This is a genomic window from Bradyrhizobium ontarionense (assembly GCF_021088345.1).
Classification (GTDB): domain Bacteria; phylum Pseudomonadota; class Alphaproteobacteria; order Rhizobiales; family Xanthobacteraceae; genus Bradyrhizobium; species Bradyrhizobium ontarionense.
In genome coordinates, this window is the sequence record NZ_CP088156.1 from 8,385,934 (window position 1) to 8,411,376 (window position 25,443).

Consider the following 25,443-nt stretch of genomic DNA (forward strand, 5'->3'; position numbering starts at 1 on the left):
GATGCATCTCCTGGCGACATCCGGCGCTGATATCGACGACCTCGAACAGGCCGTGGATCTTGCGCAGTCGCCTGCCGAGGTCGTGGTGCTGTCGTTCTCCGACAGCGACCTGTCCGCCCTGGCCGAGGCCTGGACGGCATCTTCAGCCGAGCTGCCGAGCCTGCGGCTTGCGAGCCTGAAACGGCTGAAGCACCCGATGTCGGTCGATCTCTATATCGACCGCGTCGTGCTCGGCGCGCGCGCCGTCGTCGTGCGCTGTCTCGGCGGGCTCGACTACTGGCGCTACGGGCTGGAGCGTCTCGCTGCCGTCTGCCGGAGCCGCGGCATCCTGTTCGCGGCGCTGCCGGGCGATGACCGCGCCGACGAACGGCTCGATGCGTTGTCGACATTGCCGCCGGAGACGACGACGCGGCTCTACGGCTATCTGCACGAGGGCGGCGTCGGCAATGCGCGCGAGGCGCTGCGTTATCTCGCTGCGCTGCTCGGTCGTGACACGCGTTTTGCCGAGCCGGTGGCGATCGGCTCGATCGTCGGCTTCGTGCCGGATCGCGGAGCCGTCGCGATCGACGATCTCTGCCGATCGGACGACGGGCGGCCGACCGCGCTGGTCGTGTTCTACCGCGCCAGCCTGCTGGCGGCCGACACCGCAGGGATCGCCGAGCTGATGGCTGCGGTCGAGCGTGAAGGGCTCGCGGCGGTGGCCGTTGCGGTGACCAGCCTGAAGGATCCCGGCATTGCCGCGCCGCTGGCGCAGTTGATCAGGCAACGGCGTGTCTCGATCATCCTGAACGCCACCGCATTCTCCGCCTTGCGCGACGACGGTACCAGCGTGCTCGACCTCGCCGACGTGCCGGTGCTGCAGATCGTGCAGGCGCAGAGCACCGAAGAGGCCTGGGCCTCCTCGTCCCGCGGCTTGTCGCCGACGGATCTCGCCATGAACGTCGTGCTGCCCGAGCTCGATGGCCGTCTGCTGGCGCGGCCGATCGCCTTCAAGGGTGAGACGGCGGCAGATGAACGCCTGCAGTTCGGCGTTGCACGGTATGTGCCGCAGGCCGATCGCATCGCCTATGTCGCGCAGCTTGCCGCGCGGTGGGGCCGGCTGCGGGCGCTGCCGGCCGCGGAGCGGCGCATCGCGCTGATGCTGTCCGACTATCCCGCGCGCGGCGGACGCCGCGGCTATGCGGTCGGTCTCGACACAAGCGAGAGCGTGGCGAGCATCGCGGGGCTGCTGGCAGGCGCAGGATACGACGTTGGAGGCGCGCCTCCAGCCGCTCGGGATGTCGAAGCGTTGCTGCGGGACGGGGCGGATGAACTCATCGTGCCGCTCGCGAGCTATCAGCGGACGTTTGCGCTGCTGCCGGATGATCTGCAGCGCGCCTTGCAGGAGAGTTGGGGGACGGCGGACGCCGATCCGGCGTGTCGCGACGGTGCATTCCGCTACCCCGTGTTGCGGGCCGGAAAGCTCTCGATCCTGCTGCAGCCCGACCGCGGCAGCCGCGCCGATCGCAAGTCCGGCTATCACGACACGACGGTGCCGCCGCGGCATGCCTATGTGGCGCTCTACGCGCATCTGCGCGAGGCCGAGCGGATCGACGCTCTGATCCATCTCGGCGCGCATGGCACGCTGGAATGGCTGCCGGGCAAGGCGCTGGCGCTGTCCCGCAATTGCTGGCCGGAGGCCGTGCTCGGCCCGCTGCCGGTGATCTATCCGTTCATCGTCAACAATCCCGGCGAGGCGATGCAGGCCAAGCGCCGATTGTCGGCGCTGACGCTCGGACATCTGACTCCGCCGCTGTCGCAGGCCGGGCTGCATGGTCCGCTGCTCGAGCTGGAAGGCCTGGTCGAGGAATATGCCGAGGCCGACGGGCTCGACAAGCGGCGCATGATGCTGCTGGAGGACGAGATCGTCGCGCGAGCCTGGCGGAACGGCCTCGCTGCGGATTGCGGTCTCGACCGGACCATGAGCGGACGCGAGGCGATCGCGCAGCTCGATGCGCAATTGTGCGACATCAAGGAACTGGCGGTGCGCGATCGTCTGCACGTGTTCGGCCGGGCTCCCGATGCGACCGCGATCGATCTGCTCACCGATGCGATTTCGGCGGTGTCAATGCAGGGCGGCGAGGCCATCGATCGCTCGCAGATCGCAGTGCGGATCGAGGCGAGCGCAACGGCTGAGCGCAGCGCGCTGCTCGCGGCCCTCGACGGCCGACGGGTGGCTGCCGGACCCGCCGGCGCGCCGAGCCGCGGGCGGCTCGACGTGCTGCCGACGGGACGCAATCTGACCGCGATCGATCCACGCGCGATCCCCACGCGCACGGCCGCGCTGGTCGGCGTGCGTGCGGCCGACGAGGTGATCCGTCGCTATCTGCAGGATCACGGCGACTACCCGCATGCGCTGGTGCTGGATCTCTGGGCCTCCGCATCGCTGCGCACCGGTGGTGACGATCTGGCCCAGGCGTTCGCCTATCTTGGTGCGAGGCCACGCTGGGACTTCAATTCCAACCGCGTCACCGGCATCGACGTGCTGCCGCAGGCCGTGCTCGACCGCCCGCGCATCGACGTGACGCTGAGAATCTCGGGGCTGTTTCGCGATCTGTTCGAGAGCCAGATCGCGCTGTTCGACCTTGCCGTGCAGACGGTGGCTGCGCTCGATGAGGACGATGCCGACAATCCCCTGGCGGCAGCGCGACGCCGCGGCGACAGTCTCGCGCGCGTATTCGGTGGCGCGCCCGGCAGCTACGGCGCCGTCGCTGCCGACCTCGCGCTCGGGATGCACTGGGAGAGCCGGTCGCAGCTCGGCGAAGCCTATCTCGAAAGCACAGGTTACAGCTTTGGCGGGGTGCATGACGGAGTGCCTGCCTCCGATACGTTCCGCGAACGCGTCCGGGCCGCCGATGCGCTGGTGCATCCGCAGGACGACCGTGAGCGCGACCTGCTCGACGGTGAGGAGGTGGCCGATTTCGCCGGCGGCTTCGCGGCAGCCGCCGCGGCGCTCGGCGTTACGCCGGCGCTCCTGCACCTCGACACCAGCCGCCCCGAAGCGCCGAAGGCGCGGACCTTCAGCGAGGAGATTGCCCGGGTGGTGCGCGGCCGTCTCACCAATCCGCGCTGGATCGCGGGAATGCTCGCGCATGGCTACCGCGGCGTCGCGGAGATCGCACAAGGGATCGATGCGCTCTATGCCTTCGCTGCCACGTCCGACGCCGTCCCCGAGCATCTGTTTGATCTGGCACATGCGGCGCTGCTGCGCGACGAGGCAGTCTTGGACGGCATGGTTGCGCGCAATCCGGCGGCTGTCACTGCCATCGTGTCGCGGTTCGAGGACGCCTTGCGCAGGCAGCTGTGGGTGCCGCGCCGGAACGCGGTCGCTGACGAGCTTGCGCTCGCCCGCGCACGCCTGACGCAGACGGAGATCGTGCCGTGACCACAGCGTTCGAGATCAAAGGCTGGTGTCCGGGCGCGCACCGCCCGATGCTGAGCGGTGACGGGCTCATTGTCCGGGTCAGGCCGCATGGCGGCCGTTTGCCGGTGGCGGCTCTCGGTGCATTGGCCGACGCGGCCCGTCGCTTCGGCAACGGCCAGATCGATCTCACGCGCCGCGCCAATCTGCAGATCCGTGGCGTCTCGTCCGAGACCTTGGCGCCCTTGTGGGCGTTGATGGCTTCGCACGACCTGCTCGATGACAACGCCGAACTCGAAGCCATCCGCAACATCGTGCTCAATCCGCTGGCGGGACTCGATCCGGGCGAGATCGTCGACATGCATCCGGTCGCAAAAGCGCTGGAGACCGAGCTCGCGACAGATGAAGCATTGCGTGCGCTGCCCGGCAAATTCGGCTTCGTGCTGGATGGTGGCGGCAAGCTGCCGCTGACGGGCATGGCTGCCGACGTCCATCTGGTGGCTTGTGGCCAAGGTAACGAACGCCGCATCGCCGTCGGTCTCGCTGGGGCGGATGGCGTCATATGGCTTGGGACGACGGCCGTTGCCGATGCTGCGTCTGCAGCCGTGCAGCTCGCGCACGCTGTCCTCCAGCAGAGCTCGACCCGGCGTGCGGCGGATCTGCCACCGGATGCGACCGCCAGTATCGGCGCCGAGCTGGGTCTGGATGCCTCCGACACGATCGCGACGGCTTCGGCCGCCGCCTCGCAGCAGCGTCTCGGCCTCATCCTTCTGACGGAGCAAACCTGCGCCGTCGGGCTCGGCGTACCGTTCGGCCGCGCCGACAGCGAGACGCTGGCGCGACTGGCCGCTTTGCTCGCGGCGCACGGTATCTCCGACGTCCGCATGTCGCCGTGGCGGACGTTCTATGTCGCCGCGAACCGTGCGATCGCAGATCGTCTCGTTGCGGATGCGGCCCACCTGGGCCTGATCGTCGACGACACTGATCCGTTGATGCGCATCGATGCCTGCTCGGGTGTCGGCTGCTGTCCCTCGACCGCGCTGGCGACGCGGGAGCATGCCCGCGTGCTGGCCGGCGCAATGGCTCGCGCACAGTTCACAGGCACGCTGCATGTCTCCGGCTGCGCCAAGGGATGCGCGCGCTCGGCAGCCGCCGGCCTGGTGCTGGTCGGCGATGGCGACCGGTATCGCATCGTTCGGGACGGCACGGCCAAGAGCGAGCCTTGTGGCACCCTCGATCCAGCGGGCCTCGACGCGACGGGAAATGGGCTGTTTGAAGCGAGAGAGAGAGCTCATGTCTGACCTGCGCGACTACATCAAGGAAGGCGCGGAGATCTACCGCCGTTCGTTCGCGACGATCCGCGCCGAGGCCGACCTGTCGCGCTTTCACGGGCTCGAAGAGAAGATCGCGGTGCGCATCGTCCACGCCTGCGGCATGGTCGAGATCACCTCCGACATCGAGATGTCCGATCAGTTCGCCGCCGAAGCGCGTGCTGCACTCGATCGTGGCGCGCCGATCCTGTGCGACGCCAAGATGGTGGCGCAGGGCATCACGCGCGCCCGGCTGCCGGCCGGCAACGAAATCATCTGCACGCTCGATGATCCCACGGTGCCCGCGCTCGCGGTGCAGCTCGGCACGACGCGGTCGGCTGCGGCGCTCGAACTGTGGCGGCCGCATCTCGGCGGTGCGCTGGTTGCGATCGGCAATGCGCCGACCTCGCTGTTTCATCTGCTCGACATGCTCGATCAGGGGGCGCCGCGGCCGGCCGCCGTGATCGGAACGGCGGTGGGCTTCGTCGGTGCGCGCGAGTCCAAGGACGCGCTCGCGGCCGATGGTCGCGTCCCCTATCTGATCGTGAAGGGGCGCAAGGGCGGCAGCGCCATGGCGGTTGCCGCCGTCAATGCCATCGCGAGCGATGCCGAATGAGCCTGCTCGACACCATCGCGGGTTCGGCGAGCGGCGGAACGCTGTATGGCATCGGCGTCGGTCCCGGTGATGTCCGTTACCTCACCTTGCGCGCGGCGGGCTTGATCCGTTCCGTCGATGTCGTCGCCTTCTTCGCCAAGCGCGGCATTGAAGGCAATGCGCGGCGGATCGTGGCGCCGTTGATGGACGCCGGGCGCCATGAGCTGCGGCTGGAATATCCCGTCACCGAGGAGGTGCCGGTGGCCGACCCGTCCTATCAGGCGCAGATCGCCGATTTCTATCGTCGCGCTTCCGACAGCATCGCAACGCATCTGGCGGCGGGGCGATCGGTCGGCCTGCTGTCGGAAGGCGATCCGTTCTTCTACGGCTCGTTCATGCACATGTGGCGGCGGCTCGAGCGCGAGCATCCGGTCGAGGTCGTTCCCGGCGTGACCGGCATGTCCGGCTGCTGGACCAAGGCCAATGTGCCGATCACCTGGGGCGATGACATCCTCTCCGTGCTGCCGGGCACGTTGGCGGAGGACATCCTGCATGATCGGCTGACGCGCTGCGAGGCCGCCGTGATCATGAAAGTCGGACGCAATCTGACCAAGGTGAAGCGCGCAATCATCAGCGCCGGATTGCTCGATCGCGCCATCTATGTCGAACGCGGGACCATGGCGGCGCAACGCGTTGCGCCGTTGGCCGAGGTGGAGCAGGACCGCGGGCCGTATTTCTCGATGATCCTCATCCCCGGCCAGGGGCGGCAGCTGTGACGGGCACGCTCACCATCGTCGGCGTCGGCCCGGGGCGACCCGAGCTGATGACGCCGGCGGCGTCAGCCGCGATCGCTGATGCGACCGATCTCGTCGGCTATGGACCTTATCTCGACAGGGTCACCACGCGCCATCCGGGACAGATCCGCCACGCCAGCGACAATCGCGTCGAGCTCGATCGCGCGCGACATGCGCTGCAGCTTGCGAGCCATGGAAGGCAGGTCGCGGTGATCTCTGGCGGCGATCCCGGCGTATTCGCGATGGCCGCTGCGGTGTTCGAAGCGGTCGAGGCGGGACCTTCGGAATGGCGCGCGCTCGAGATCCGCGTCGAACCGGGTGTCACCGCGATGCTGGCTGCTGCAGCAGAGGTCGGGGCGCCGCTCGGCGGCGATTTCTGTGCGATCTCGCTCTCCGACAATCTCAAGAGCTGGACGACGATCCGTCGCCGGCTGGAGGCGGCAGCTCGGGCCGACTTCGTCATCGCGCTGTACAATCCACTCTCGAAGGCGCGGCCGCATCAGCTCGGCGAGGCCTTCGCGCTGCTGCGCGAGACCATACCGCCGTCGTCCGTGGTCGTGATGGTGCGTGCCGCCGGCAGCGGTGAGGTCAGGCAGATCATCACCACGCTGGGTGAGGTCGATCCTGGCACGGCCGACATGCGCACGCTCGTGCTGATCGGATCGTCGGCGACGCGCCTGATCGCGCGCGAAGGGAAGGCACCTTGGGTCTACACCCTGCGCCGTGACGTCGAGGGCGGCAGATGAGCGAGTTGCGCCTCGAGCCATTGCAATGCGGATTGCGGGCTGTCCAGTGCGATGCCGGACGGCTTCTCCGGCCGCGCGATCATCACGACAGGAAGGTTCAGCCGCCGCGCCGCCGCGATCTTCGGATAGGTCGCGCTGCCGCCGGAGTTCTTCGAGACGACGAAGGCGATGCGCTCCTGGGCGAGGAAGGCGTTCTCTTTCACCTCATCGAACGGTCCGCGATCGTAGACGAAGCGAATGTCGGGCGGCAGGGGGATGTCGCCGGGCGGATCGATCGTGCGTGCGATGTAGTGATGCTGCGGAGCGGCGGCGAAGGCCGCGAGCTCCAGCCGACCGAGACTGAGGAAGACGCGCGCAGCCTCCGGTCCGAGCGCGGTGGCTGCGGCTTGCGGACTCTCGACGTCGATCCAGCAATCGCCATCCTGGCGCTGCCACGCGGCGCGCTGGATCGACACAAGCGGCACCGAGACCGCGCGACACGCGGCGACGGCATGCCGCGAGATCTGGTCGGCGTAGGGATGGGTCGCATCGATCACGGCTTCGATCGCGTGGTCCCGCAGCCATGCCTCCAGGCCGGCGATGCCGCCAAAGCCGCCGATGCGTGTCGGCAGCGGCTGCGGCTTGGGCGAGGCGGTGCGTCCCGCCAGCGAGAGCGTCGGCGCGAACCGGTCGTCGCCCGCGAGCAATCGCGCCAGCTCCGAAGCCTCGGTGGTCCCGCCGAGAATGAGAATGCGCATGCGGGGCATGGTCCATGATGGGGTCGGGCGCAACTTGCAACGCTCAGCGCTGGCTGTCCATCGTCGGCATCGGCGAGGACGGCGTCGGCGGCTTGTCGATGCTGGCGCGCGAGCTCGTCGCGCGGGCCGCGCTGGTGGTGGGTGGTGCACGTCATCTCGAGCTCGCAGCCGCGTTGATCGAGGGCGAGCGGCTGGCGTGGCCCAGTCCGCTGCATCAGGCGTTCGAGCAGATCGCTGCGCGCCGCGGGCAGCCCGTCGTCGTGCTCGCAAGCGGCGACCCCTTCAACTACGGCGTCGGCAAGCAGCTCATGCAGCGCTTCGAGCCTGCGGAGATGCTGTGCGTGCCGCAGCCGTCGGCCTTCAGCCTCGCAGCGGCGCGGCTGGGCTGGCCGCTTGCGGACGTGGCCCAGGTCACGCTCCATGGCCGTGCGCTGGAAGGGATCATCCGCCATCTCGCGCCGGGCGCACGCATTCTTGCGCTGGCCTGGGACGGTTCGACGGCGGCGAAGCTCGCCGCGTTGCTGACATCGCGCCGCATGGGACGCTCGCGCCTGACGGTGCTGGAGGCCATCGGCGGCCCGCACGAGCGGGTGCGCAGCGCGACGGCCGATGCGTTCGATCTGTCGGACATCCATCCGCTCACGACGATTGCGGTCGAGGTCGACGCCGAGCCCGATGCGCCGGTGATCCCGCTGACATCGGGCCTTGCCGATGATCTGTTCGAGCATGACGGCCAGCTCACCAAGCACGACGTCCGCGCCGTTACGCTCTCGGCCTTGGCGCCGAAGCCGGGCGAGCTGTTGTGGGACGTCGGCCTTGGTGCCGGCTCGGTCGCGATCGAATGGCTGCTGCGTCACGGTTCGCTTGGCGCAATTGGAATCGAGGCGCGGCAGGACCGGGCCGACCGGGCTCTGCGGAACGCGCTTGCGCTGGGCGCGCCGGATCTCAGGATCGTCGTCGGCGCCGCGCCGATGGCACTGGCCGATCTCGAAGCTCCCGATGCCGTGTTCATTGGCGGCGGCATCTCGGAACAGGGCGTGTTCGAGGCGGTGTGGTCGCGGTTGAAACCCGGCGGTCGCCTCGTCGCCAACGTGGTGTCGCTCGAAGGCGAGGCGCGGCTGATCGATCTGTTCGGCCAGCATGGCGGCGAGCTGGTTCGTATTGCCATCTCGCAGGTCAAGCCGGTCGGCAGCATGCATGGCTGGAAGCCGGCGATGCCGGTCACGCAATGGCGGGTGACGAAGCCATGATCGCGCTCGGGATCGGCTGCCGCCGCAATGCGAGCGGAGAGGAGATCGCAGCGGTCATCGCGCAAGCGCTGACCGCTGCGCGCGTCGTGGCAGGCGATGTTGCCGTGGTCGCGACAGCGGCAGATAAGGTCAGCGAGCCCGGCATGATCGAAGCTGCGAAGCGGCTTGGCCGTCCGCTGATTGGTCTTGCAGTTGAGGACCTCGCGGCGGTCGTCGATCTCGCGGTCACCCGGAGTGATCGCGTGCAACGCCTCAAGGGTGTGCCGTCGATCGCCGAGACCGCGGCGCTCGCCGCCGCCGGACGGAATGCGCGGCTGATCCTGCCGCGCATGGCCAACGGATCTGCGACGTGCGCGTTGGCCGAAGGCGAGGGCGCTGCGGAGGACGGCCGATGACGGTGCATTTCATCGGCGCCGGCCCCGGCGCCCCGGACCTCATCACGGTGCGCGGCCGCGACCTGATCGCACGTTGCCCCGTCTGCCTCTATGCCGGGTCGCTCGTTCCAAGAGCGCTGCTCGATCATTGTCCGCCCGGCGCGCGCATCGTCGATACCGCGCCGTTGTCGCTCGACGAGATCATGGCCGAGATCACGCGCGCCACGGCCGCCGGCGAGGACGTGGCCCGGCTGCATTCCGGCGATCTTTCGATCTGGAGCGCGCTGGGCGAGCAGTTGCGCCGGCTCGATGCGCTGAAGATTCCCTACACGGTGACGCCCGGGGTGCCGTCCTTTGCCGCAGCATCAGCGGCGCTCGGGCGCGAGCTGACCTTGCCGGGGCTCGCCCAGTCGGTGGTGCTGACGCGCACCTCCGGCCGCGCCTCGGCGATGCCCGAAACGGAGCAGCTGTCACTGTTCGCGCAATCGCGCGCCACGCTCGCCATTCACCTCTCTATCCATGTGCTGGACAAGGTGGTCGATGAGCTCCGTCCGCATTATGGCGACGATTGTCCGGTGGCGATCGTCTATCGTGCCAGCTGGCCGGATCAGCGCATCCTGACCGGCACGCTGGCGACGATCGTCGATCAGGTCGCGACCACCGCAATGGAACGGACCGCGCTGATCCTGGTTGGCCGCGCGCTCGCGGCTGAGGATTTTCGCGACAGCGCGCTGTATGATGCCGACTATCAGCGGCGCTTTCGCGGGAGGGGCGAGTGATCTGGCCCACGGCTTTGTCCGACCAGCCGTCCGTCGCGGTCGAACACGGCGACGTCGAGGGCGATCGCGTCGTTGCCGAGCGCGCGGTGCGCCGTGTGCCAGGCGGCCTGCGCGACGATATCGCCGGCGGAAAATCCGGCGCGTTGCGCGTCCTGCAGCACCTGCAGCGCGGTGTTGGCGTTGCGCGCGGTCGTGACCAACTCATCCGGAGCGCCCGCGTCGCGCAGCGTGTTCGCGAGCCAATCGAGATCGACCTCGCCGGCGCGCGAATGCAGGTCGAGCAGGCCCTGACCGAGCTTGGTCATCTTGGCGAAGCCGCCAGCCACGGTCACGCGCGGCAGCGGATGTCGGCGCAGATATTTCAGCATGCCGCCCGCGAAGTCGCCCATGTCGATCAGCGCGGTCTCCGGCAGGCCGTGGAGTTGCTGCACGGCCTTTTCCGACATGCTGCCGGTGGCGCCCGCGATATGCGGCAGGCCCGCGGCGCGCGCGACATCGACGCCGCGATAGATCGAATGGATCCAGGCTGCGCAGCTGAAGGGGACGACGATTCCGGTGGTACCGAGGATCGACAGGCCGCCGACGATGCCGAGCCGCGGGTTCAGCGTCTTCTTCGCCAGCTCCTCGCCGCCGGGAATGGAGATCTCGACGATGATGTCGCGCGTCGCACCCAGCAGCGTCGCCGCTTCGTCGATGGCGGCTGTGATCATCGCGCGCGGCACCGGATTGATCGCGGGCTCTCCCGGCGGCAGCGGCAATCCCGGCTTCGTCACGGTGCCGACGCCCGGCCCGGCGCGGAACGCGATGCCGGAGCCGTCGTCGGCCCGTTGCACCGTTGCCCTGATCACCGCGCCATGCGTCACGTCCGGGTCGTCGCCGGCATCCTTGACGATACCGGCCGTCGCGCTGGCGCCGCTGGCGTCATGCATCGCGACCGCAAAGCTGACGCGGCGTCCGCCGGGCAGGGCGATCTCGACCATGGCCGGACAGCTGCCGGTGATCAGCAGCTCATAGGCCGCGCGCGCGGCCGCCGTGGCGCAGCTGCCGGTGGTCCAGCCACGCTTCAGCGGTCGGTTCGGCGGCGCCGCGGTTTCCATCATGGCCGATCGCATAGCACATTTTGTCATGATCCGGCGGTGTCCCGGCCATGACCGCGGCGGCGCCAAACGGGATCATCGTCGCTGCGCCGCGTTCGGGCGCCGGCAAGACCACCGTGACGCTCGGGGTGCTGAGGGCGCTTGCCCGGCGCGGCAAACGCGTGCAGCCGTTCAAGTGCGGGCCCGACTACATCGATCTGGCCTTTCATACGGCGGCTGCGCAACAGACGAGCTACAATCTCGACAGTTGGGCGATGTCGGAACGGCAGCTCCTGGGGCTCGTCTGCGACGTCGCGGCCGACGCTGATGTCGCCGTCGTCGAGGGCGTCATGGGCCTGTTCGACGGGGCGCCGCAGCCGGGCCGCGCCGGCAAGGGCTCGGCCGCGGATCTCGCCGCGCTGCTCGGCTGGCCGGTGGTGCTCGTGCTCGATGTGAGCGGGCAGACCGAGACGGCCGCGGCCGTTGCGCTCGGCTGCGCACGTTTTCGCGACGACGTCGAGGTCGCCGGCGTGATCCTCAATCGCGTCGCGAGCGCGCGGCATCGGGCGCTGATCGAGCCGGCGTTTGCGACCGTCGGCATCAGGGTCCTGGGCGCGCTGGGGCGCGACGCGCAATTGACGTTGCCGGAGCGGCATCTCGGCCTCGTTCAGGCCCAGGAACTCACGACGATCGAGGCGCATCTCGATCACCTCGCGGACTGCGTCTCGAAATCAGTCGATCTCGATGCCGTGGTTGCGCTGGCGCAGCCGCTGCGCTTCGTCCGGCAGACCGATCGAACGTCGGATTTCGGTATCCGACCGCCGGGGCAGCGCATCGCGCTGGCCTCCGATGCTGCATTCTCGTTCAGCTATCCGCATCTTCTGCGGTATTGGCACGCACAGGGCGCGGAGATCGTTCCGTTCTCGCCGATGAATGACGAAGCTCCCGACCGTGCAGCCGATGCGGTGTGGCTGCCGGGCGGCTATCCGGAATTGCATGCGGGGCGATTGGCCTCGGCGCGCGCGTTCCTCGCGGGTCTGCGAGCCATGGCCACGAGCGGCGCGGCCATCCATGGCGAGTGCGGCGGCTACATGATGCTGGGCACCGGGCTCGAAGATGCTGACGGCGTGCGGCATGCGATGGCCGGATTGTTGTCGCTTGAGACCTCGTTCGCCAGACGCCGCCTGCATCTGGGCTATCGCCGCGCTACCCTGCTGGCGGACTGCAGCCTCGGGCAGAAGGGAGCGGTCGTTCACGGTCACGAGTTTCACTACGCGACCATCCTGAGCGAGGCGGACGATCCCTTGATCGATTGCCGCGATGCCTCGGGCGGCGCGATCGCCGAGCGCGGCGCCCGGCGGGGATCGGTGACGGGATCGTTCCTGCATGTCTTGAGCGGCGAGGGCACATGAGCGACGTCACGCGAGAGCCGCCGCATTTCGATGCGTCCTTCAAGGCGCTCCTTGCCGAGCTGGTGCGCTGGCGTCGCGACGTGCGCCGTTTCCGCACCGATCCGGTCCCGGAGGAGCTGATTGAGCAACTGCTGACGCTCGCGGCGCATGCGCCATCGGTTGGCTTCTGCCAGCCGTGGCGTTTCGTGCTGGTCGAGAGCGCCGAGGGGCGCGCCGCGATCATCGACAATTTCAAGCGCGCCAACCAGGCCGCGCTCGGCGGCTATGATGGCGAGCGCCGCGCGCTCTATGTCGGGCTCAAGCTCGAAGGCCTGACACAGGCGCCGGTGCATCTCGCCGTCTGTGCCGATGAGGGAGCAGAGACCGGTCATCGGCTCGGCCGCGCCACGATGCCGGAAACGTTGCGCTACTCGGTGGTGGCGGCGATCCAGACGTTCTGGCTCGCGGCGCGCGCCGAAGGGCTCGGAGTCGGCTGGGTATCGATCCTGGATCCGGCGGCGGTCGTTCGACAGCTCGAGCTGCCGAACGACTGGACGCTCGTCGCCTATCTCTGCGTCGGCTGGCCGGAAGAGGAACATGACGATCCCGAGCTCGAACGTCACGGCTGGGAGACGCGGCTCGACCACACTGTGATCAAGCCGCTGAAGCGTTAGGTCACGATGCCATCGCCAGCGCGGGCGCATCCACCATGACCGGCTCCGCAGCCGGTCGCGCCGCGCCGGCCAGCTGAAAGCGCAGGCCGTGCAAGGTCACGGTGAGCGGAATGCCGCGGAAGTCGTCGTGAAAGGCGCGGATGCGGCGCGTCATCTCGGCGGGATGGATGTCGGCCGGCATGTCGCACATCTGCGCATACATGCGCCTGGTGCTCCTGATCCCGCTCCAACGGATCGGGATCGCCGGCAGCGGGCCGGCGTTGCAGGCAAGATCGCGCGACATCCGCCAGAACAGATAGGCAAGACGCACGAACGTCATCTGCTCGAGGCCGCGGACATCGACCCCTGCGGGGATATCGAATGTTTCGACCCCGACGATGGCGCCGCAGTCGACGCGGGGCTCCATGACATGGGCGGTCGCACCAAAGCTCGTCGCGTCGTCGTACATCGCGAAATGTGCGGGCGCCCAGCCCGGATAGTCCGGTGACGCCGGGTGGAAGTTGTAGGCGCCGTGACCGAGCGCGCCGAGAATGTCAGCGGGCACGACGACGCCCGTCGTGAAGGCGAGCAGGCGAGATCTGCCGAGCACGTCGGGCTCGATGGCCTGGAGGTCCTGCAAGCTGACCGCGCAGCGGAACGACAGCGCGGGATTGTGCGCCTTGAGGAGTTCGGTCAGGGCGAGCTGCTGATCGCGGCTGCCGGTCAGAAGAATGATGGTGTCGAACATGAGCGGCTCTTGTCCCGATGTTGGCGTCAGCGGCGGTAGGTCGTAATGGTGTCGGGCTGTCGCGCAGCCTCGGAGGCGGCGATCGCTCGGAAGAGATCGGGCGGCAGCTCCTGCCAGGGCGTAACCTCGATCACCTTGTTGTCGGCCAGGAACGCCGCCTCGCGGGCGATCCGCACGTCCTGCTGCCATGGGCATAGCGAGAGCTCGAGACGAGAGAAGCCGCCGCAATCGACAGCGAAGGCATCGGTCAGCGCCTGGATGCTTGCAGCGGTGAGGCGCGGGCTGGAGCCTTCGATATCGCGCAGGATCACCGTGACGGCCCTGTCGGACTTTGCTTCGGAGCGAACGACGAGCAGCGAGTCGGAAGCGCCGACGCGACCGGCGCGCCGGGGTGATCGGACCATGGTGGCGAAGTCAGGATCAGGACCGAGATCGGTGCTCGCAGGCTTCAGGTTGTGGACGATCGCTGCGGTTCCGGCCCCCGCTTCGCCTGCGACGGCATGATAGGAGCGGGGCAGCCAGACCGTGTCGAGCGGCATCTGCGACGATGCCAGGCTCCAGGCCTGATCGAGGAGATAGCCGTCCCAGACATCCGGGCAGGACGCGGCAATCTCCTGCCAGGTCCTGAGCATGGTCTCGGCAGCCTCCGACCGGCCGAAATAGAGCGTGCGCGCCGACATCTCCCAGCCGTTCCACTTGTGGACCGCGAAATCGCAGCCGGTGAGCACCGGCAGCTTCGGAACGGATTGCAGCATGACGTCGGCCTCGACGAACAGCAGCGGCGCAGTGTGCCGCTGCCATTGGCGCATGATGAAATCGGCCTTCTCGGCTGCGCTCAGAGAGTTGCGCTGACGTGTGTCCACCGGCTCGATCTCGAACGGGAGACCGAGCCGCTCGAGCGAACGCCTGAGATGATAGACGTGAAGGTCGCCGACCGTCCTAGGATGGCAGGACACGATCCGCAATGCATCCGTTCGCCGATCATCGCTCGGCAGGCGCCAGTCAAGACCGCCCCACCACAATTCGTGCGGCCCTTCCGACGAAGCGCCGACGGTCCCGAATTCGGTCAGCTTCGACTTCAGGAAGTCGAACGCCGGATCTTCGCCGAACGGGATGGCGATTGCGTCATGCGCCGTCAGCGCGCCGTACAACAGCTCGGCACCAGCGCCCGTCGGCGGGTCTATGATGACGAGGGTGCGCCCCTCGCGCGAGACCGCGTCGCCGTCCCACAAGGTGAGCGGACCGAACCTGCGCGCCAGCCACTGCAGGCGGCGCTCCTGTTGCTTGCCAAGCCTGACGCCGCAAGCGCTCAAGGCCTGCGCTGGATCTTGATCGATGCCGTGTGGGTGTTGCCGCATCATGCCGGGTCCTCCTGCACAGTAGAACGGACCACGACAGCCAATCAGGCGCGTCGATCGCGCGGATCGTCGGCGCTTTGCGTTGACACGGGTGTGGCCGGAGATCTCGGCACGGATCGCGTGAAGTTCGTTTCGCAATATTGCTCGACGTGTCGCCGGAATTCGCAGCACCGCGACTAACTCCGCGTCAACCTGTGCAGCAACGCGTCATGCGTCCTGATCTGAAAGTCATGATCGACAACGAAGTGTCCGATCGGGACACGCAAATGGACGCGAAGCTCAGGTTTTCGGTGTCGATCCAGCTATCAGTTGCGCAACAGCGTCGGAGCGCAGGTGATGTCGAACGAAATATCCAGCAACATTCGATGATGCGCTGGAGGCGGCTCAACAACAGCGCGCACATCAACGGCGCTTGACGCCGCCGCGTCAATCGCTTCGTTTTCATCGCTCCTACGAACTACAACGTACGAGTTCGCGAGATCAGGCGCACGAATTTGAAAAAAATCGGCAAGCGATTCAAAAATCGCATCCGCGGCAACTGACAGAGTCGAAAAATGCGATACGTTCGTCTCGATGATTCGGAAAAAATTGCCGAGCTCGATGTCCGCTCCGCCGGAGTTCCGAACCTCGCGCAATCGCGTCATCTCTCGTGTTTGCGGTGCGCCCGATGGGCAGTGTTAGTAAGCGTTGAGCTGTGTTTTCCGCTGAATTCGTCTTCCCGGAATGAAACCCTGCCATGCCGCCTATCGGCTTCTCTTCCTTCGTAATTGCCCGGCGCGTCGGCTGCGTGCGGCAGAATTTGCCTGGCTCTAGGCAAAACATTCCACGTAAGCATTTGAAAAATAACGAAAATACTCCGCCTGCTTATTCCGGTCACAGCGTTCAACGATCGGAAGCCGTCTGCGACGTGCGCTTTCGGCAATGCGGGTTGGAGATTCGGAAATGAGCTACGCGCTGGACGTCTGGGCCCCGGCCGATGGCGTGTCTTCGAAGGAGCCGGCGGCGCCGGATGTTGATGCCGTGCCGTGGAGCGAGTCGGCCGCCACCGTTCCGGATTGCGGGCCGCCCTCCGAGCCCGTCGTCTTCGATGAGGACAAGGAACTGCTCGACCGTCTGTCTGCCGGAGACGAGATCGCTTTTCGTCTTCTGGTTGAGCGGCACATCGACCGCGCCTACGCGATTGCGTTGCGCATCGTCGGGAATGCCGCCGACGCCGAGGACGTCGTGCAGGACACGATGTTGAAGATCTGGACTCATCGCGGGCGCTGGCAGCACGGGCGGGCCAAATTCTCGACCTGGCTCTATCGTGTGGTCAGCAACCGCTGCATCGACATCCACCGCAAGCCGCGCACCGAGAATGTCGACGTGGTCCCCGAGGTCGCGGACGGCAAGCCGGATGCAGTGAGTGTGATCGAGCGGGCCGAGATGAACGACATCCTGGAAGCCGCGATGCAGCGGCTGCCGGAGCAGCAGCGCGTTGCAGTGATCCTGTCCTATCACGAGAACATGAGCAACGGCGAAATCGCCGAGGTGATGGAGACGACGGTTGCCGCGGTGGAGTCGCTTCTGAAGCGCGGGCGCCAGCAGCTGCGCGAAATGCTGCGGCGGCACGAGCGCGATATCCGCGGCGCCTTTACCGATTGCTAACCATAAATTTCGCGTCGTACGAGAATTCGCGCCTGATCCTGGCAGGCGCCGCCGTTTGATCGGGCAGACGGGGCTGATCCGCACCGTCAGTCCTTCCACGATCCGGCGCGTCTTGCCGATCACCCAGGAGTCTTCACCGTGCCCGCAATCTCCACCAACATCGCCGCCAACTCCGCCGTCCGTTATCTGAACATCAACTCCAACCAGGAAACGAGCTCGCTCTCCAAGCTGTCGAGCGGCTCGCGCATCACGTCAGCCTCGGACGACGCCGCCGGTCTCGCGATCTCGACCCGCATCTCCTCCGACATCACCACGCTCCAGCAGGCCGCGACCAACGCCGCGCAGGCCACCTCGATCCTGCAGACCGCCGATGGCGGCGCCTCCAACATCAGCGACATCCTGGCCCGCATGAAATCGCTGGCCTCCGAGTCGGCATCGGGCACCACGGTCGGAACCAGCCGCACCTACATCCAGTCGGAATTCTCGCAGCTGACCAGCGAAATCACGTCGATCGCGACGGGAACGCGCTACAGCGGCCAGAGCCTGCTCGACGGCACCAGCACCTTCTCTTCGGGCGTCTCGGTCCTGGTGGGCTCCTCCGCCTCGGACACCATCAGCATCACGCTGTCCGACCTCACTGCGAGCACGCTCGGCGTCTCCTCGCTCGACGTCAGCACCCAGACCGGTGCGACCGCGGCGCTGACCGCGCTGGACACCGCGATCGACACGGTGTCGAAGGCCCGCGCCGACATCGGTGCGCAGGAATCGCGCTTCAACTTCTCGGCCGACTCGATCTCGACGCAGACCCAGAACCTGCAGTCCGCCAATTCGGCGATCAAGGACGTGGATATCGCGTCGGAGCAGGCGAAACTGTCGTCGGCCCAGGTGAAGACCCAGGCCGCCGTGTCGGCGGAAGCCGCCGCGAACCAGCTCCCGCAGTACCTGCTGAAGCTGCTCGGCTGAGACGTGATCTGCCGGTCCGGCGTCATGCCGGTCCGGCCTTTTCTCCGGAGGACGTCGACGAATGACTGTGAGCAGCGCGACCTCGAGCACGAGCAGCACGACATCGTCTTCCTCGTCGTCGTCGAGTTCGTCGAACTCGCTTACGACGTCCGGAACGAGCACCACGAGCACGGTCGACTGGACCGCATTGATCCAGTCGGCGGTGAACGCCAAGCTCACCCAGGCGACCCAGATATCCACCAAGGTGACGGCGAACGAAGCCAAGATCACGGCCTATCAGACGCTGCAGACGGCGCTGAAGACGCTGTCGTCGGGATTGTCGTCGCTGGCGACATCGATGGTGAACTCGCTGGCGACCAATGCCTTCGCGACCCGCGCCGCCACGATCAGCGCGACCGGCGACGTCAGCGCCTCGTCGGCCCTGTCGATGTCGGTCAGCAACGGCGCGGCGACCGGAAGCCACACGCTGACGATCAGCCAGATCGCCACCGCACACAAGGTGTCGGGCACGGCGCAGTCGAGCCAGACCACGGCGCTCGGCTATTCCGGCACATTCTCACTCGGCCTGTCCGGCGGCAGCACGGCCGACATTACGATTACCAGCGGTATGTCCATGCAGGACGTCGTCGACACGATCAACGCCCAGACCTCGACCACGAATGTCGAGGCCTCGATCGTCCAGGTGTCGAGCGGGTCCTATCAATTGGTGTTGACGGGTACGCAGGATGCAGCCGACATCACCTATTCCAGTTCGTCAGGCGACGACATCCTCAACAAGCTCGGGGTGACCGACAGCTCGGGTGCCTTCGCTACGGTCCTTCAGACCGCGCAGGCGGCGCAGTTCACGCTCGACGGGATCAGCCTGACCCGCACCACCAATGACATCACCGACGTTCTCAGCGGTGTCACTTTCGATCTCTTGCAGGCGACGCCGTCCGGTACGACGCTGAACATCAGCATCGGCACCGACACCAGCCAGATCTCCTCGGCGCTGCAGACCTTCGTCACCAACTACAACGCATTTCGCGATGCCGTACTCGCCCAGCAGACCACCAATTCCGACGGGACGGCCTCATCCAGCTCGGTGCTGTTCGGCGACGGCACCATGCGTGACATCATGAATTCGCTCCAGGCGGTGCTTGCAACCTCCGTCGGCGGGCTGACGATGGCGGATCTCGGGCTGTCGTTCAACGAGAAGAACGAGCTTGAGCTCGATACAGGCACCTTGTCGACGATCCTCAGCACGAATCTGAGCGGCGTGACCACGCTGCTGTCGGCGCAGACGACGACATCATCGAGCCAGCTCAGCGTCGTCAATACGGGCTCGTCGCCGCAATCCTTCACGCTGGACCTGACAGTGGATTCGTCCGGCAATCTCACGGCCGCATCGGTCGGCGGCGACAGCTCGCTGTTCACCGTCAGCGACAACACGATCGTCGGAAAATCCGGGACGATCTATGCCGGCATGGCTTTCACCTACACCGGCTCGACCTCGCAATCGATCACGGTGACCTCGACCCAGGGTCTCGCGACCCAGATTTACCAGCTCGCGAAGACCGCCTCGTCCAGCACGGGCTCGTTCCAGACGCTGATCGACAATCTGACGTCCCAGGACGATACGATGACGGCCAAGGTCAACGACATCAAGAGCGCGGCCGCGACGTTCCAGACCCAGCTCACGGCGCAATACGCCAAGTATCAGGCCGCGATCGAGAGCGCGAACAACACGCTGACCTATCTGAAAGCCCTCCTCAATTCGAGTTCGAGTAACTGATGACCCAGAGTTCGATGGCGCAATTTGCAAGTCAGGCCTACCGCGGTGCGGCCGTGGCGGTTCCACCGCTGCGAGCGGTCATCATGCTGCTCAACGGCGCGATGAGCTACCTGCAGAAATCCCTGCAAGCGCAGGAGGCGCGCCGCTTCGAGGAGGGGCATGCCCATCTGACCCGGGCAACGGCGATCCTGCGCGGATTGAGCCTTCACCTCGACTCCATGCGGGGCGGGGCGGTGGCCGACCGCCTGTTCGAGACCTACAATGCGCTGATCGTTGCCGCCCTGCGCGCCTACGGCCGGCCCCACATGCGCGAGAATTTCCAGCGGATCACCGCCAGTCTGCTGGAGTTGCGGGAGGCCTGGGAAGCGGTTGACGCTGGCGCACGTCTCGCGCGAGCGCCGGGCGATTCGATCAACCGGCGATAGGCCGCGGCGAATCACGCCTTGCCGCGATGCGGAAACCTTGGGAAATCGCCTGGAAACAGGCTGCATTGTCGCGTCGTCGCGGTATCCTGCGCCACCTTGGTTGCATACGAGTCCCGGAAACTACGGAATTTCGGGCGCATCCTTGTGGTCGATCGTCCCAATCGCTCGATATCCAATTTCGTTCGTCAGCAGAATGCTTTATGACGATCCGCGGAACGCTGGATTGGGCGGACGATGGACGTCAGGGAATTCGAGGATCTGATCGACCGCCTGGGGGAGGACATCTCCCGTTGGCCGGCCGAGCAACGTCAGGCCGCGATCGAACTGCTTGCCTGCTCCCCAGATGCCAATCGCCTGGTTTCGGAAGCCCGTCTCGTCCGTGAGGCATTGTCTTCGCCTCCGGTCCGTGCGCCCGCCGGCCTGGCCGACCGGATCGCCGCCGCAGCCAAGCGTTTGACGACGGACGAGCCCACAACGGTGTCCGCGGACGCCCACCAGCCCGGCTGAGACGGCGCTCCGCCTGTCGTCTGACGTGAGACCGGTCTTGGGTCTCGCCGTGTTTCCTCGTCGATCTCGGCTCCTGCTACATCGCCGCGCAGACAGCTGCCGTCGGAGGCCCGCGAACGGGCGACGCATGCCGCGGGCGTCCCATGATGCGCTGTGACGTCCAGTCGGCGGATCGCGCAGACATCGACTTTCCCCATTCCATCCGCTTCCTGCTGCGCTCGATCGAGCAGGCTCCAACGCCGCGCGATCGATGAATGCGGGAGCGACGCACTGGGCGATTTTTGCCGCCCCTGCCTAACGCCTCGGCGGCAAATTCTGCCGTCAGATCAACTAATTCCATCGACCGATTGTCCGCCTGGATTCGGCGCTCCGGCCGTTTGATCTGCAAACGCCTCCGCGACGATCGGATGCGTGCTGTGTCCCGCCGCTGGTTGCGGGGAGCCGGAGTCCTGCCATGACCGTTTCCGCGACGAGTTCGTCGACCGCGACCACCTCTTCGACCTCATCATCCTCGGCCTCGTCGCGCACGAGCCTCAGCTCCACCGATTTTCTCAAGCTTCTGGTGAGCGAGCTGCAGAATCAGGATCCGCTCAACGCGACGAGCGTGACCGATTTCATCAACCAGATGACGTCCTACGCCAACTTTACTGAGCAGCAGTCGACCAACAGCAGCATGAGCTCGCTCGCGGGCTCGTTCTCCAGCCTCGTGACGCTGAACTCGGTCAACTACATCGGCCATACCGTTGAGGCGAAGACGGATACGGCCGTCCTGTCGAATGGTTCGGCCACCTTCGGCTATTCGCTCTCGTCTGCTGCATCGAACGTCTCGGTCGCGATCAAGGATTCCTCGGGGAACACGGTCTGGACAGGCACGGGCACCGGCAACAAGGGGGCCAACACCATCACCTGGAACGGTGCGGATTCGAGCGGCAATCAGCTCAGCGATGGCGGGCAGTACACCATCTCCGTGACCGCGACGGACACGGCCGGCAACTCCGTTCTCAACTACACGACGATCACCGGAACGGTGACCGGAATCGATACCTCTACCAGCACGCCGACGCTCACTGTCGGCGGTGTTCCGGTCAGCGCCAGCAACATCATCGGCGTCACTTCCTGACGACATCATCCGGAGTATCAACATGAGTCTTACTGGAGCCTTGTCATCGGCGATCTCGGCGCTCAACGCGCAGAGTTCGTCGCTCGCCATGATCAGCGACAATATCTCGAACGCCGACACGACCGGCTACAAGACCACCTCCGGTCTGTTCGAGCAGCTGGTGACGGCATCGAGCAGCTCGAAGGCCTATTCCTCCGGCGGCGTGTCGGTCTCCGGCCGCGCCAACATCACCCAGCAGGGCCTGCTGGCGGCGACGACCAATGCGACCGATGTGGCGATTCAAGGGTCTGGATTCTTCGTTGCGACCAACGCGACGTCGGCCGGCGGGGAAACGTTCTATACGCGTAACGGTGCGTTCACGACGGATAATGCCGGATACCTCGAGAACAGCGGCTATTATATCGAAGGCTGGCGCACCGACGCGAGCGGCAACGTGGTCGGCAACGGCCTCGAGCCGATCAACACCAAGGTGGCTCTGACGAATGGAGGTGCGACCACCAAGACCTCGCTAGCCGCGAACCTGCCGGCTGATGCGGCCAGCGGAGACACGTTCAGCAGCTCGATGACGGTGTACGATTCGCTCGGTCAATCGCACACGCTCAACGTGACCTGGACCAAGGCAACGACGGCGAACGAATGGACCGCGCAGTTCGCGCCGGCCACGGCGTCGGACGGTACGGTGACCAGCGGCAGCTATACGATCGATTTCAATTCCGACGGCTCGCTCAATACCGTTTCGTCCACCAATCTCGGAATCACCTGGAACAACGGCGCGGCCGCCAGCTCGATCACGCTCGGCTTCGGCACCACCGGCGGCGGCACCGACGGTCTGACTCAGCTGTCGTCCGGCAGCACGACGCCGAGTGTCTCGAATTTCAGCGCCAATTCCGACGGCATTTCCTTCGGGACCCTGAGCAGCATCTCGGTCGGCAAGAACGGCCTCGTCGATGCGACCTATTCCAACGGCCAGACGGTGCCGATCTACAAGATCGCGGTCGCGACCTTCGCGGATCCCGACGGTCTCGTGGCGCACTCCAACGGCATGTACACGTCGACGGCGACATCCGGCAATGCGACCCTGCAGGCGTCCGGCGAGAACGGCGCGGGAACCGTCTATGGCAGCGAACTGGAGTCGAGCACGACGGATACGACGGGCCAGTTCAGCAACATGATCTCGGCTCAGCAGGCCTACTCGGCGGCATCGCAGGTGATCTCGGCGGTGAACAAGATGTACGACACCCTGATCTCGTCGATGCGATGATCATGGCCGAACCGAAGAGAGAGCGGCCCGGCGAAGGCGAGGCGTTGCTGAAGAAGATGAGGCGGTTGCGGCTGCGCGCCGCCGCTGCCGGCAAGGACGACCGCGCGCAGCTCTTGGCGCTGATGGACGACATCGAGACGGTCCGACGAAAGCTTCTGCGCGAATGCGCGCAGCTCGAGGAGGAGTTCAGGGTCGCCGCGGTCCGCGTGACGGCGTTGAACACCTATGCGCGGGTCGCACAGACGAGCCGCCGGCCGCAGCGTGAAAATTGAGATTGGGAGCGACGAGATGAAACACGCAATCCAGGCGGATAAACGGGCCGCAAGCGAGGACGAGGTGCGGGCCTTGATCACGCTGATCGACGAGTTGATCGCGGTGGTGTCGGAGGAGAATGCGGAGCTCGCCAAGGGCCTGCCGGCCTCGCGCTCGAAGCAGCTCGACGACAAGAACCGGCTGGCCGGACTGTTCGAGCAGCGGGTTGCCGAGTGCGCCAAACGGACGGCGAGCCTCGACGTGCGAGACCGGATGCTGCGCGAGCAGCTGATGGAGCACATCCTCGACCTGCGCGGCGCGATGGATGAGAATCTCCTGCGCCTGCGCGCCGCGATCGAGGCGAGCAATCGCCGGATCGAAGCCGTCATGCAGGCGATCCGCGAGCAGATCGCGAATGCCTCGCCCTATGGCGCGAGCGGGCGGCGCACCGCGCGTGCGACCTCCTGCGGAACGAATGTCAGGGCGTGATGGCCAACCAGCAGCGGGAGTAGGGCGATGTCGCTCGATATAGCACGGCTGGTCGCCTTCAGCGGCATCTCCGCCACGGAATTGCAGATCAGCGTGGCGTCGTCGAACATCTCGAACGCCGACACGAAGGGATATACCCAGAAGACGGCCAACCAGGTCACGAACGTGACCGGGGGAATCGGAACCGGCGTTTCCATCACCGGCATTTCGAGCAACGTCGACAAGCTGCTGCTCAAATCCCTGATCGGAGCCAATTCCGAGCTCGGTGCGGCCGACACTGCGAACAGCTATCTGACACAGCTGCAACAGTTGTTCGGCAGCGCCTCGACCTCCGGCACATCGACGACCGGGACGTCGCTGGCAAACTCGCTGGCATCGCTGGAGTCCGCCTTGTCGTCGCTGGCGAGCTCGCCCAGCAGCGTCTCGCTGCAATCGGCCGCCGTCAGCGCACTCGACGATTTCGCAAGCCAGCTGCGCAGCACGTCGAGCGGTGTGCAGACGCTGCGCGCGAACGCCGACAAGAATATCGCATCCTCCGTCCAGAGCATCAACGACGATCTGAAGCAGATCTCCGATCTGAATGTCGAGATCCGCAAGATGTCTGCGACCGGCCAGTCGACCGCCGATCTGGAGGACGAGCGCAACACGGCGCTGCAGGACCTGTCGTCCTATATGAACGTCAGCTATTACACGGCGTCGAACGGGGACCTTCAGGTCTACACCTCGTCGGGCAGGGCGCTCGTCGACAGCTCGGCTCACACGCTGAGCTATACGGCCTCCGCCAATGTGTCGGCGGCGTCGAGCTATGCGTCCGGCGGTTTCAGCGGCATCACGGTCGACGGCGTGGACGTGACGTCCCAGATCACGTCGGGCAAGGTCGGTGCACTGATCAATTTGCGCGACCAGACCCTCCCGGCAGTGCAGACGCAGCTCGATCAGTTGGCCTCGCAGCTGAAATCGGCGCTCAATGGGATCACGAATGGGGCGTCGGCAGTGCCGCCGCCGACCAGCCTCACCGGAACGGCGAGCGTCAGCAGCACCACGGCGCTGTCGGCTTCGGGAACGGTCCGGATCGCGGTGGCTGACCAAAGCGGCAATCTCGTCTCTTACCAGGACCTCGATCTCTCGTCCTATGCCACCGTCGGCGATCTCGTCACGGCGCTCAACGGCATCTCCGGCGTGTCGGCGTCGATCGATTCCAATGGCCATCTGTCGATCAGCGCAACGTCGTCGTCGAACGGTGTCGCGATCAACGACATGACGAGCGCGATCAGCGGGGCCGGTTTTTCCGACTATTTCGGCATGAACGATCTAGTCACCGGGACCGGCGCCTCCAATTTCGCTGTCAGCAGCAGCATTCTTAGTGGGGCATCGGGTCTGCCGACCGGCACGCTCGATAGCTCCGCGACATTGACGACCGGTAGCCAAGTGCTGACGGCAGGTTCGGCAACGGTCATCAATCAGCTTTATGATGCGCTGACCGGGTCGACCAGCTTCTCGTCCGCGGGCGGCCTGAGCGCAACGACCGGCTCCTTCGCCGACTATGCCGCGGCCATCGTCGCCAACGTGGCCAGCAGGGCATCGCAGGCCTCGAGCGTCTACACTACGAAATCCACGGCGCAGTCCACCTACGCCAGCTCGCTGTCGTCGCAGTCCGGCGTGAACATCGACGAGGAGACGGCGCGGCTGAGCGCGTTGCAGAACAAATATGCGGCCGCCTCGCAGCTGATCTCGACGGTCAACAGCATGTTCTCCTCGCTGCTCACCGCGGTGCAGTCGACCTAGTCCGGAGCG

General features: G+C 66.2%; 25 protein-coding genes. 20 read left to right on the forward strand and 5 right to left on the reverse strand.

The annotated features are described in order from the left end of the window. Nucleotide 1: 1 nt before the first annotated feature. Genes cobN through cobJ form a run of 5 tightly spaced genes read left to right on the forward strand, consistent with a single transcriptional unit; the run spans nt 2 to nt 6,845 of the window. On the forward strand, nt 2–3,424 hold the full coding sequence (gene cobN, locus LQG66_RS36975; protein WP_231321836.1) for a cobaltochelatase subunit CobN: 3,423 nt from the start codon (nt 2–4) through the stop codon (nt 3,422–3,424). Beyond that, the gene (gene cobG, locus LQG66_RS36980) at nt 3,421–4,701 is read left to right on the forward strand and encodes a precorrin-3B synthase (protein WP_231321838.1); all 1,281 of its coding nucleotides are present in this window, start codon (nt 3,421–3,423) and stop codon (nt 4,699–4,701) included. Before cobN ends, cobG begins: the two co-directional genes overlap by 4 nt. Next, nucleotides 4,694–5,326 carry a precorrin-8X methylmutase gene (locus tag LQG66_RS36985; RefSeq protein WP_231321840.1) on the forward strand — a complete coding sequence of 211 codons (633 nt, stop codon included), beginning with the start codon at nt 4,694–4,696 and terminating at the stop codon, nt 5,324–5,326. Before cobG ends, LQG66_RS36985 begins: the two co-directional genes overlap by 8 nt. Further along, nucleotides 5,323–6,081 carry a precorrin-2 C(20)-methyltransferase gene (locus LQG66_RS36990; RefSeq protein ID WP_231321842.1) on the forward strand — a complete coding sequence of 253 codons (759 nt, stop codon included), beginning with the start codon at nt 5,323–5,325 and terminating at the stop codon, nt 6,079–6,081. The genes LQG66_RS36985 and LQG66_RS36990 overlap by 4 nt, the downstream gene beginning before the upstream one ends. Beyond that, the gene (cobJ, locus tag LQG66_RS36995) at nt 6,078–6,845 is read left to right on the forward strand and encodes a precorrin-3B C(17)-methyltransferase (RefSeq protein ID WP_231321845.1); all 768 of its coding nucleotides are present in this window, start codon (nt 6,078–6,080) and stop codon (nt 6,843–6,845) included. Before LQG66_RS36990 ends, cobJ begins: the two co-directional genes overlap by 4 nt. Here cobJ and LQG66_RS37000 read toward each other — a convergent pair. Next, nucleotides 6,809–7,582 (reverse strand): cobalt-precorrin-6A reductase, encoded by a 774-nt coding sequence (locus tag LQG66_RS37000; protein WP_231321847.1) that lies wholly within the window; start codon nt 7,580–7,582, stop codon nt 6,809–6,811. The genes cobJ and LQG66_RS37000 overlap by 37 nt on opposite strands. Before the next feature lie 14 nt (nt 7,583–7,596). Between LQG66_RS37000 and cbiE the strand changes: the two genes are divergently transcribed. The 3 genes from cbiE to cobM are packed head-to-tail and all read left to right on the forward strand — an operon-like array spanning nt 7,597 to nt 9,985. Then, a complete protein-coding gene (gene cbiE / locus LQG66_RS37005; RefSeq protein ID WP_231321849.1) occupies nt 7,597–8,832 on the forward strand; it encodes a precorrin-6y C5,15-methyltransferase (decarboxylating) subunit CbiE in 1,236 nt (411 codons plus the stop codon). Continuing rightward, the gene (locus LQG66_RS37010; RefSeq protein WP_231321852.1) at nt 8,829–9,227 is read left to right on the forward strand and encodes a cobalamin biosynthesis protein; all 399 of its coding nucleotides are present in this window, start codon (nt 8,829–8,831) and stop codon (nt 9,225–9,227) included. The genes cbiE and LQG66_RS37010 overlap by 4 nt, the downstream gene beginning before the upstream one ends. Next, entirely contained in the window at nt 9,224–9,985 is a 762-nt protein-coding gene (cobM, locus tag LQG66_RS37015; RefSeq protein WP_231321863.1) for a precorrin-4 C(11)-methyltransferase, read from the forward strand. The genes LQG66_RS37010 and cobM overlap by 4 nt, the downstream gene beginning before the upstream one ends. On the opposite strand, the gene LQG66_RS37020 is transcribed toward cobM, so the two are convergent. After that, nucleotides 9,955–11,085, reverse strand: a complete 1,131-nt coding sequence (locus tag LQG66_RS37020) for a cobalt-precorrin-5B (C(1))-methyltransferase (RefSeq protein ID WP_231321865.1) — start codon at nt 11,083–11,085, stop codon at nt 9,955–9,957. The genes cobM and LQG66_RS37020 overlap by 31 nt on opposite strands. A 47-nt stretch (nt 11,086–11,132) precedes the next feature. On the opposite strand from LQG66_RS37020, the gene LQG66_RS37025 reads away from it, so the two are divergent. Then, nucleotides 11,133–12,473 (forward strand): cobyrinic acid a,c-diamide synthase CobB, encoded by a 1,341-nt coding sequence (locus LQG66_RS37025; protein ID WP_231321867.1) that lies wholly within the window; start codon nt 11,133–11,135, stop codon nt 12,471–12,473. Next, on the forward strand, nt 12,470–13,126 hold the full coding sequence (gene bluB / locus LQG66_RS37030) for a 5,6-dimethylbenzimidazole synthase (protein ID WP_231321870.1): 657 nt from the start codon (nt 12,470–12,472) through the stop codon (nt 13,124–13,126). The genes LQG66_RS37025 and bluB overlap by 4 nt, the downstream gene beginning before the upstream one ends. Before the next feature lies 1 nt (nt 13,127). On the opposite strand, the gene LQG66_RS37035 is transcribed toward bluB, so the two are convergent. From LQG66_RS37035 to LQG66_RS37045, 3 genes are all read right to left on the reverse strand, one after another. Beyond that, complete coding sequence (locus LQG66_RS37035; RefSeq protein ID WP_231321874.1) at nt 13,128–13,853, reverse strand: formyltransferase family protein; 726 nt, start codon at nt 13,851–13,853, stop codon at nt 13,128–13,130. A gap of 26 nt (nt 13,854–13,879) precedes the next feature. Further along, complete coding sequence (locus LQG66_RS37040) at nt 13,880–15,214, reverse strand: hypothetical protein (protein WP_231321876.1); 1,335 nt, start codon at nt 15,212–15,214, stop codon at nt 13,880–13,882. Nucleotides 15,215–15,516: 302 nt separating this feature from the next. Next, nucleotides 15,517–15,855, reverse strand: a complete 339-nt coding sequence (locus tag LQG66_RS37045) for a hypothetical protein (RefSeq protein ID WP_231321878.1) — start codon at nt 15,853–15,855, stop codon at nt 15,517–15,519. A gap of 298 nt (nt 15,856–16,153) precedes the next feature. Between LQG66_RS37045 and LQG66_RS37050 the strand changes: the two genes are divergently transcribed. From LQG66_RS37050 to flgK, 10 genes are all read left to right on the forward strand, one after another. Further along, nucleotides 16,154–16,858, forward strand: a complete 705-nt coding sequence (locus LQG66_RS37050; protein WP_231321880.1) for an RNA polymerase sigma factor — start codon at nt 16,154–16,156, stop codon at nt 16,856–16,858. Nucleotides 16,859–16,996: 138 nt separating this feature from the next. After that, nucleotides 16,997–17,821 carry a flagellin gene (locus LQG66_RS37055; RefSeq protein WP_231321882.1) on the forward strand — a complete coding sequence of 275 codons (825 nt, stop codon included), beginning with the start codon at nt 16,997–16,999 and terminating at the stop codon, nt 17,819–17,821. Between the two features lie 61 nt (nt 17,822–17,882). Next, nucleotides 17,883–19,595 carry a flagellar filament capping protein FliD gene (fliD, locus tag LQG66_RS37060; protein ID WP_231321884.1) on the forward strand — a complete coding sequence of 571 codons (1,713 nt, stop codon included), beginning with the start codon at nt 17,883–17,885 and terminating at the stop codon, nt 19,593–19,595. Next, complete coding sequence (locus LQG66_RS37065) at nt 19,595–20,020, forward strand: flagellar export chaperone FliS (protein WP_231321896.1); 426 nt, start codon at nt 19,595–19,597, stop codon at nt 20,018–20,020. The genes fliD and LQG66_RS37065 overlap by 1 nt, the downstream gene beginning before the upstream one ends. A 234-nt stretch (nt 20,021–20,254) precedes the next feature. Further along, nucleotides 20,255–20,527 carry an MATH domain-containing protein gene (locus tag LQG66_RS37070; protein WP_231321898.1) on the forward strand — a complete coding sequence of 91 codons (273 nt, stop codon included), beginning with the start codon at nt 20,255–20,257 and terminating at the stop codon, nt 20,525–20,527. A gap of 454 nt (nt 20,528–20,981) precedes the next feature. Next, a complete protein-coding gene (locus tag LQG66_RS37075) occupies nt 20,982–21,647 on the forward strand; it encodes a flagellar hook assembly protein FlgD (protein ID WP_231321899.1) in 666 nt (221 codons plus the stop codon). 22 nt (nt 21,648–21,669) lie between these two features. Next, nucleotides 21,670–22,908 (forward strand): flagellar hook protein FlgE, encoded by a 1,239-nt coding sequence (gene flgE / locus LQG66_RS37080; RefSeq protein ID WP_231321901.1) that lies wholly within the window; start codon nt 21,670–21,672, stop codon nt 22,906–22,908. Nucleotides 22,909–22,910: 2 nt separating this feature from the next. Continuing rightward, nucleotides 22,911–23,180 carry a hypothetical protein gene (locus LQG66_RS37085; protein WP_231321903.1) on the forward strand — a complete coding sequence of 90 codons (270 nt, stop codon included), beginning with the start codon at nt 22,911–22,913 and terminating at the stop codon, nt 23,178–23,180. A gap of 16 nt (nt 23,181–23,196) precedes the next feature. Next, the gene (locus LQG66_RS37090) at nt 23,197–23,649 is read left to right on the forward strand and encodes a flagellar protein FlgN (protein ID WP_231321905.1); all 453 of its coding nucleotides are present in this window, start codon (nt 23,197–23,199) and stop codon (nt 23,647–23,649) included. Between the two features lie 27 nt (nt 23,650–23,676). Beyond that, nucleotides 23,677–25,434: a flagellar hook-associated protein FlgK gene (gene flgK, locus LQG66_RS37095; protein ID WP_231321922.1), complete on the forward strand. Its 1,758-nt coding sequence runs from the start codon at nt 23,677–23,679 to the stop codon at nt 25,432–25,434. Nucleotides 25,435–25,443 lie beyond the last annotated feature (9 nt).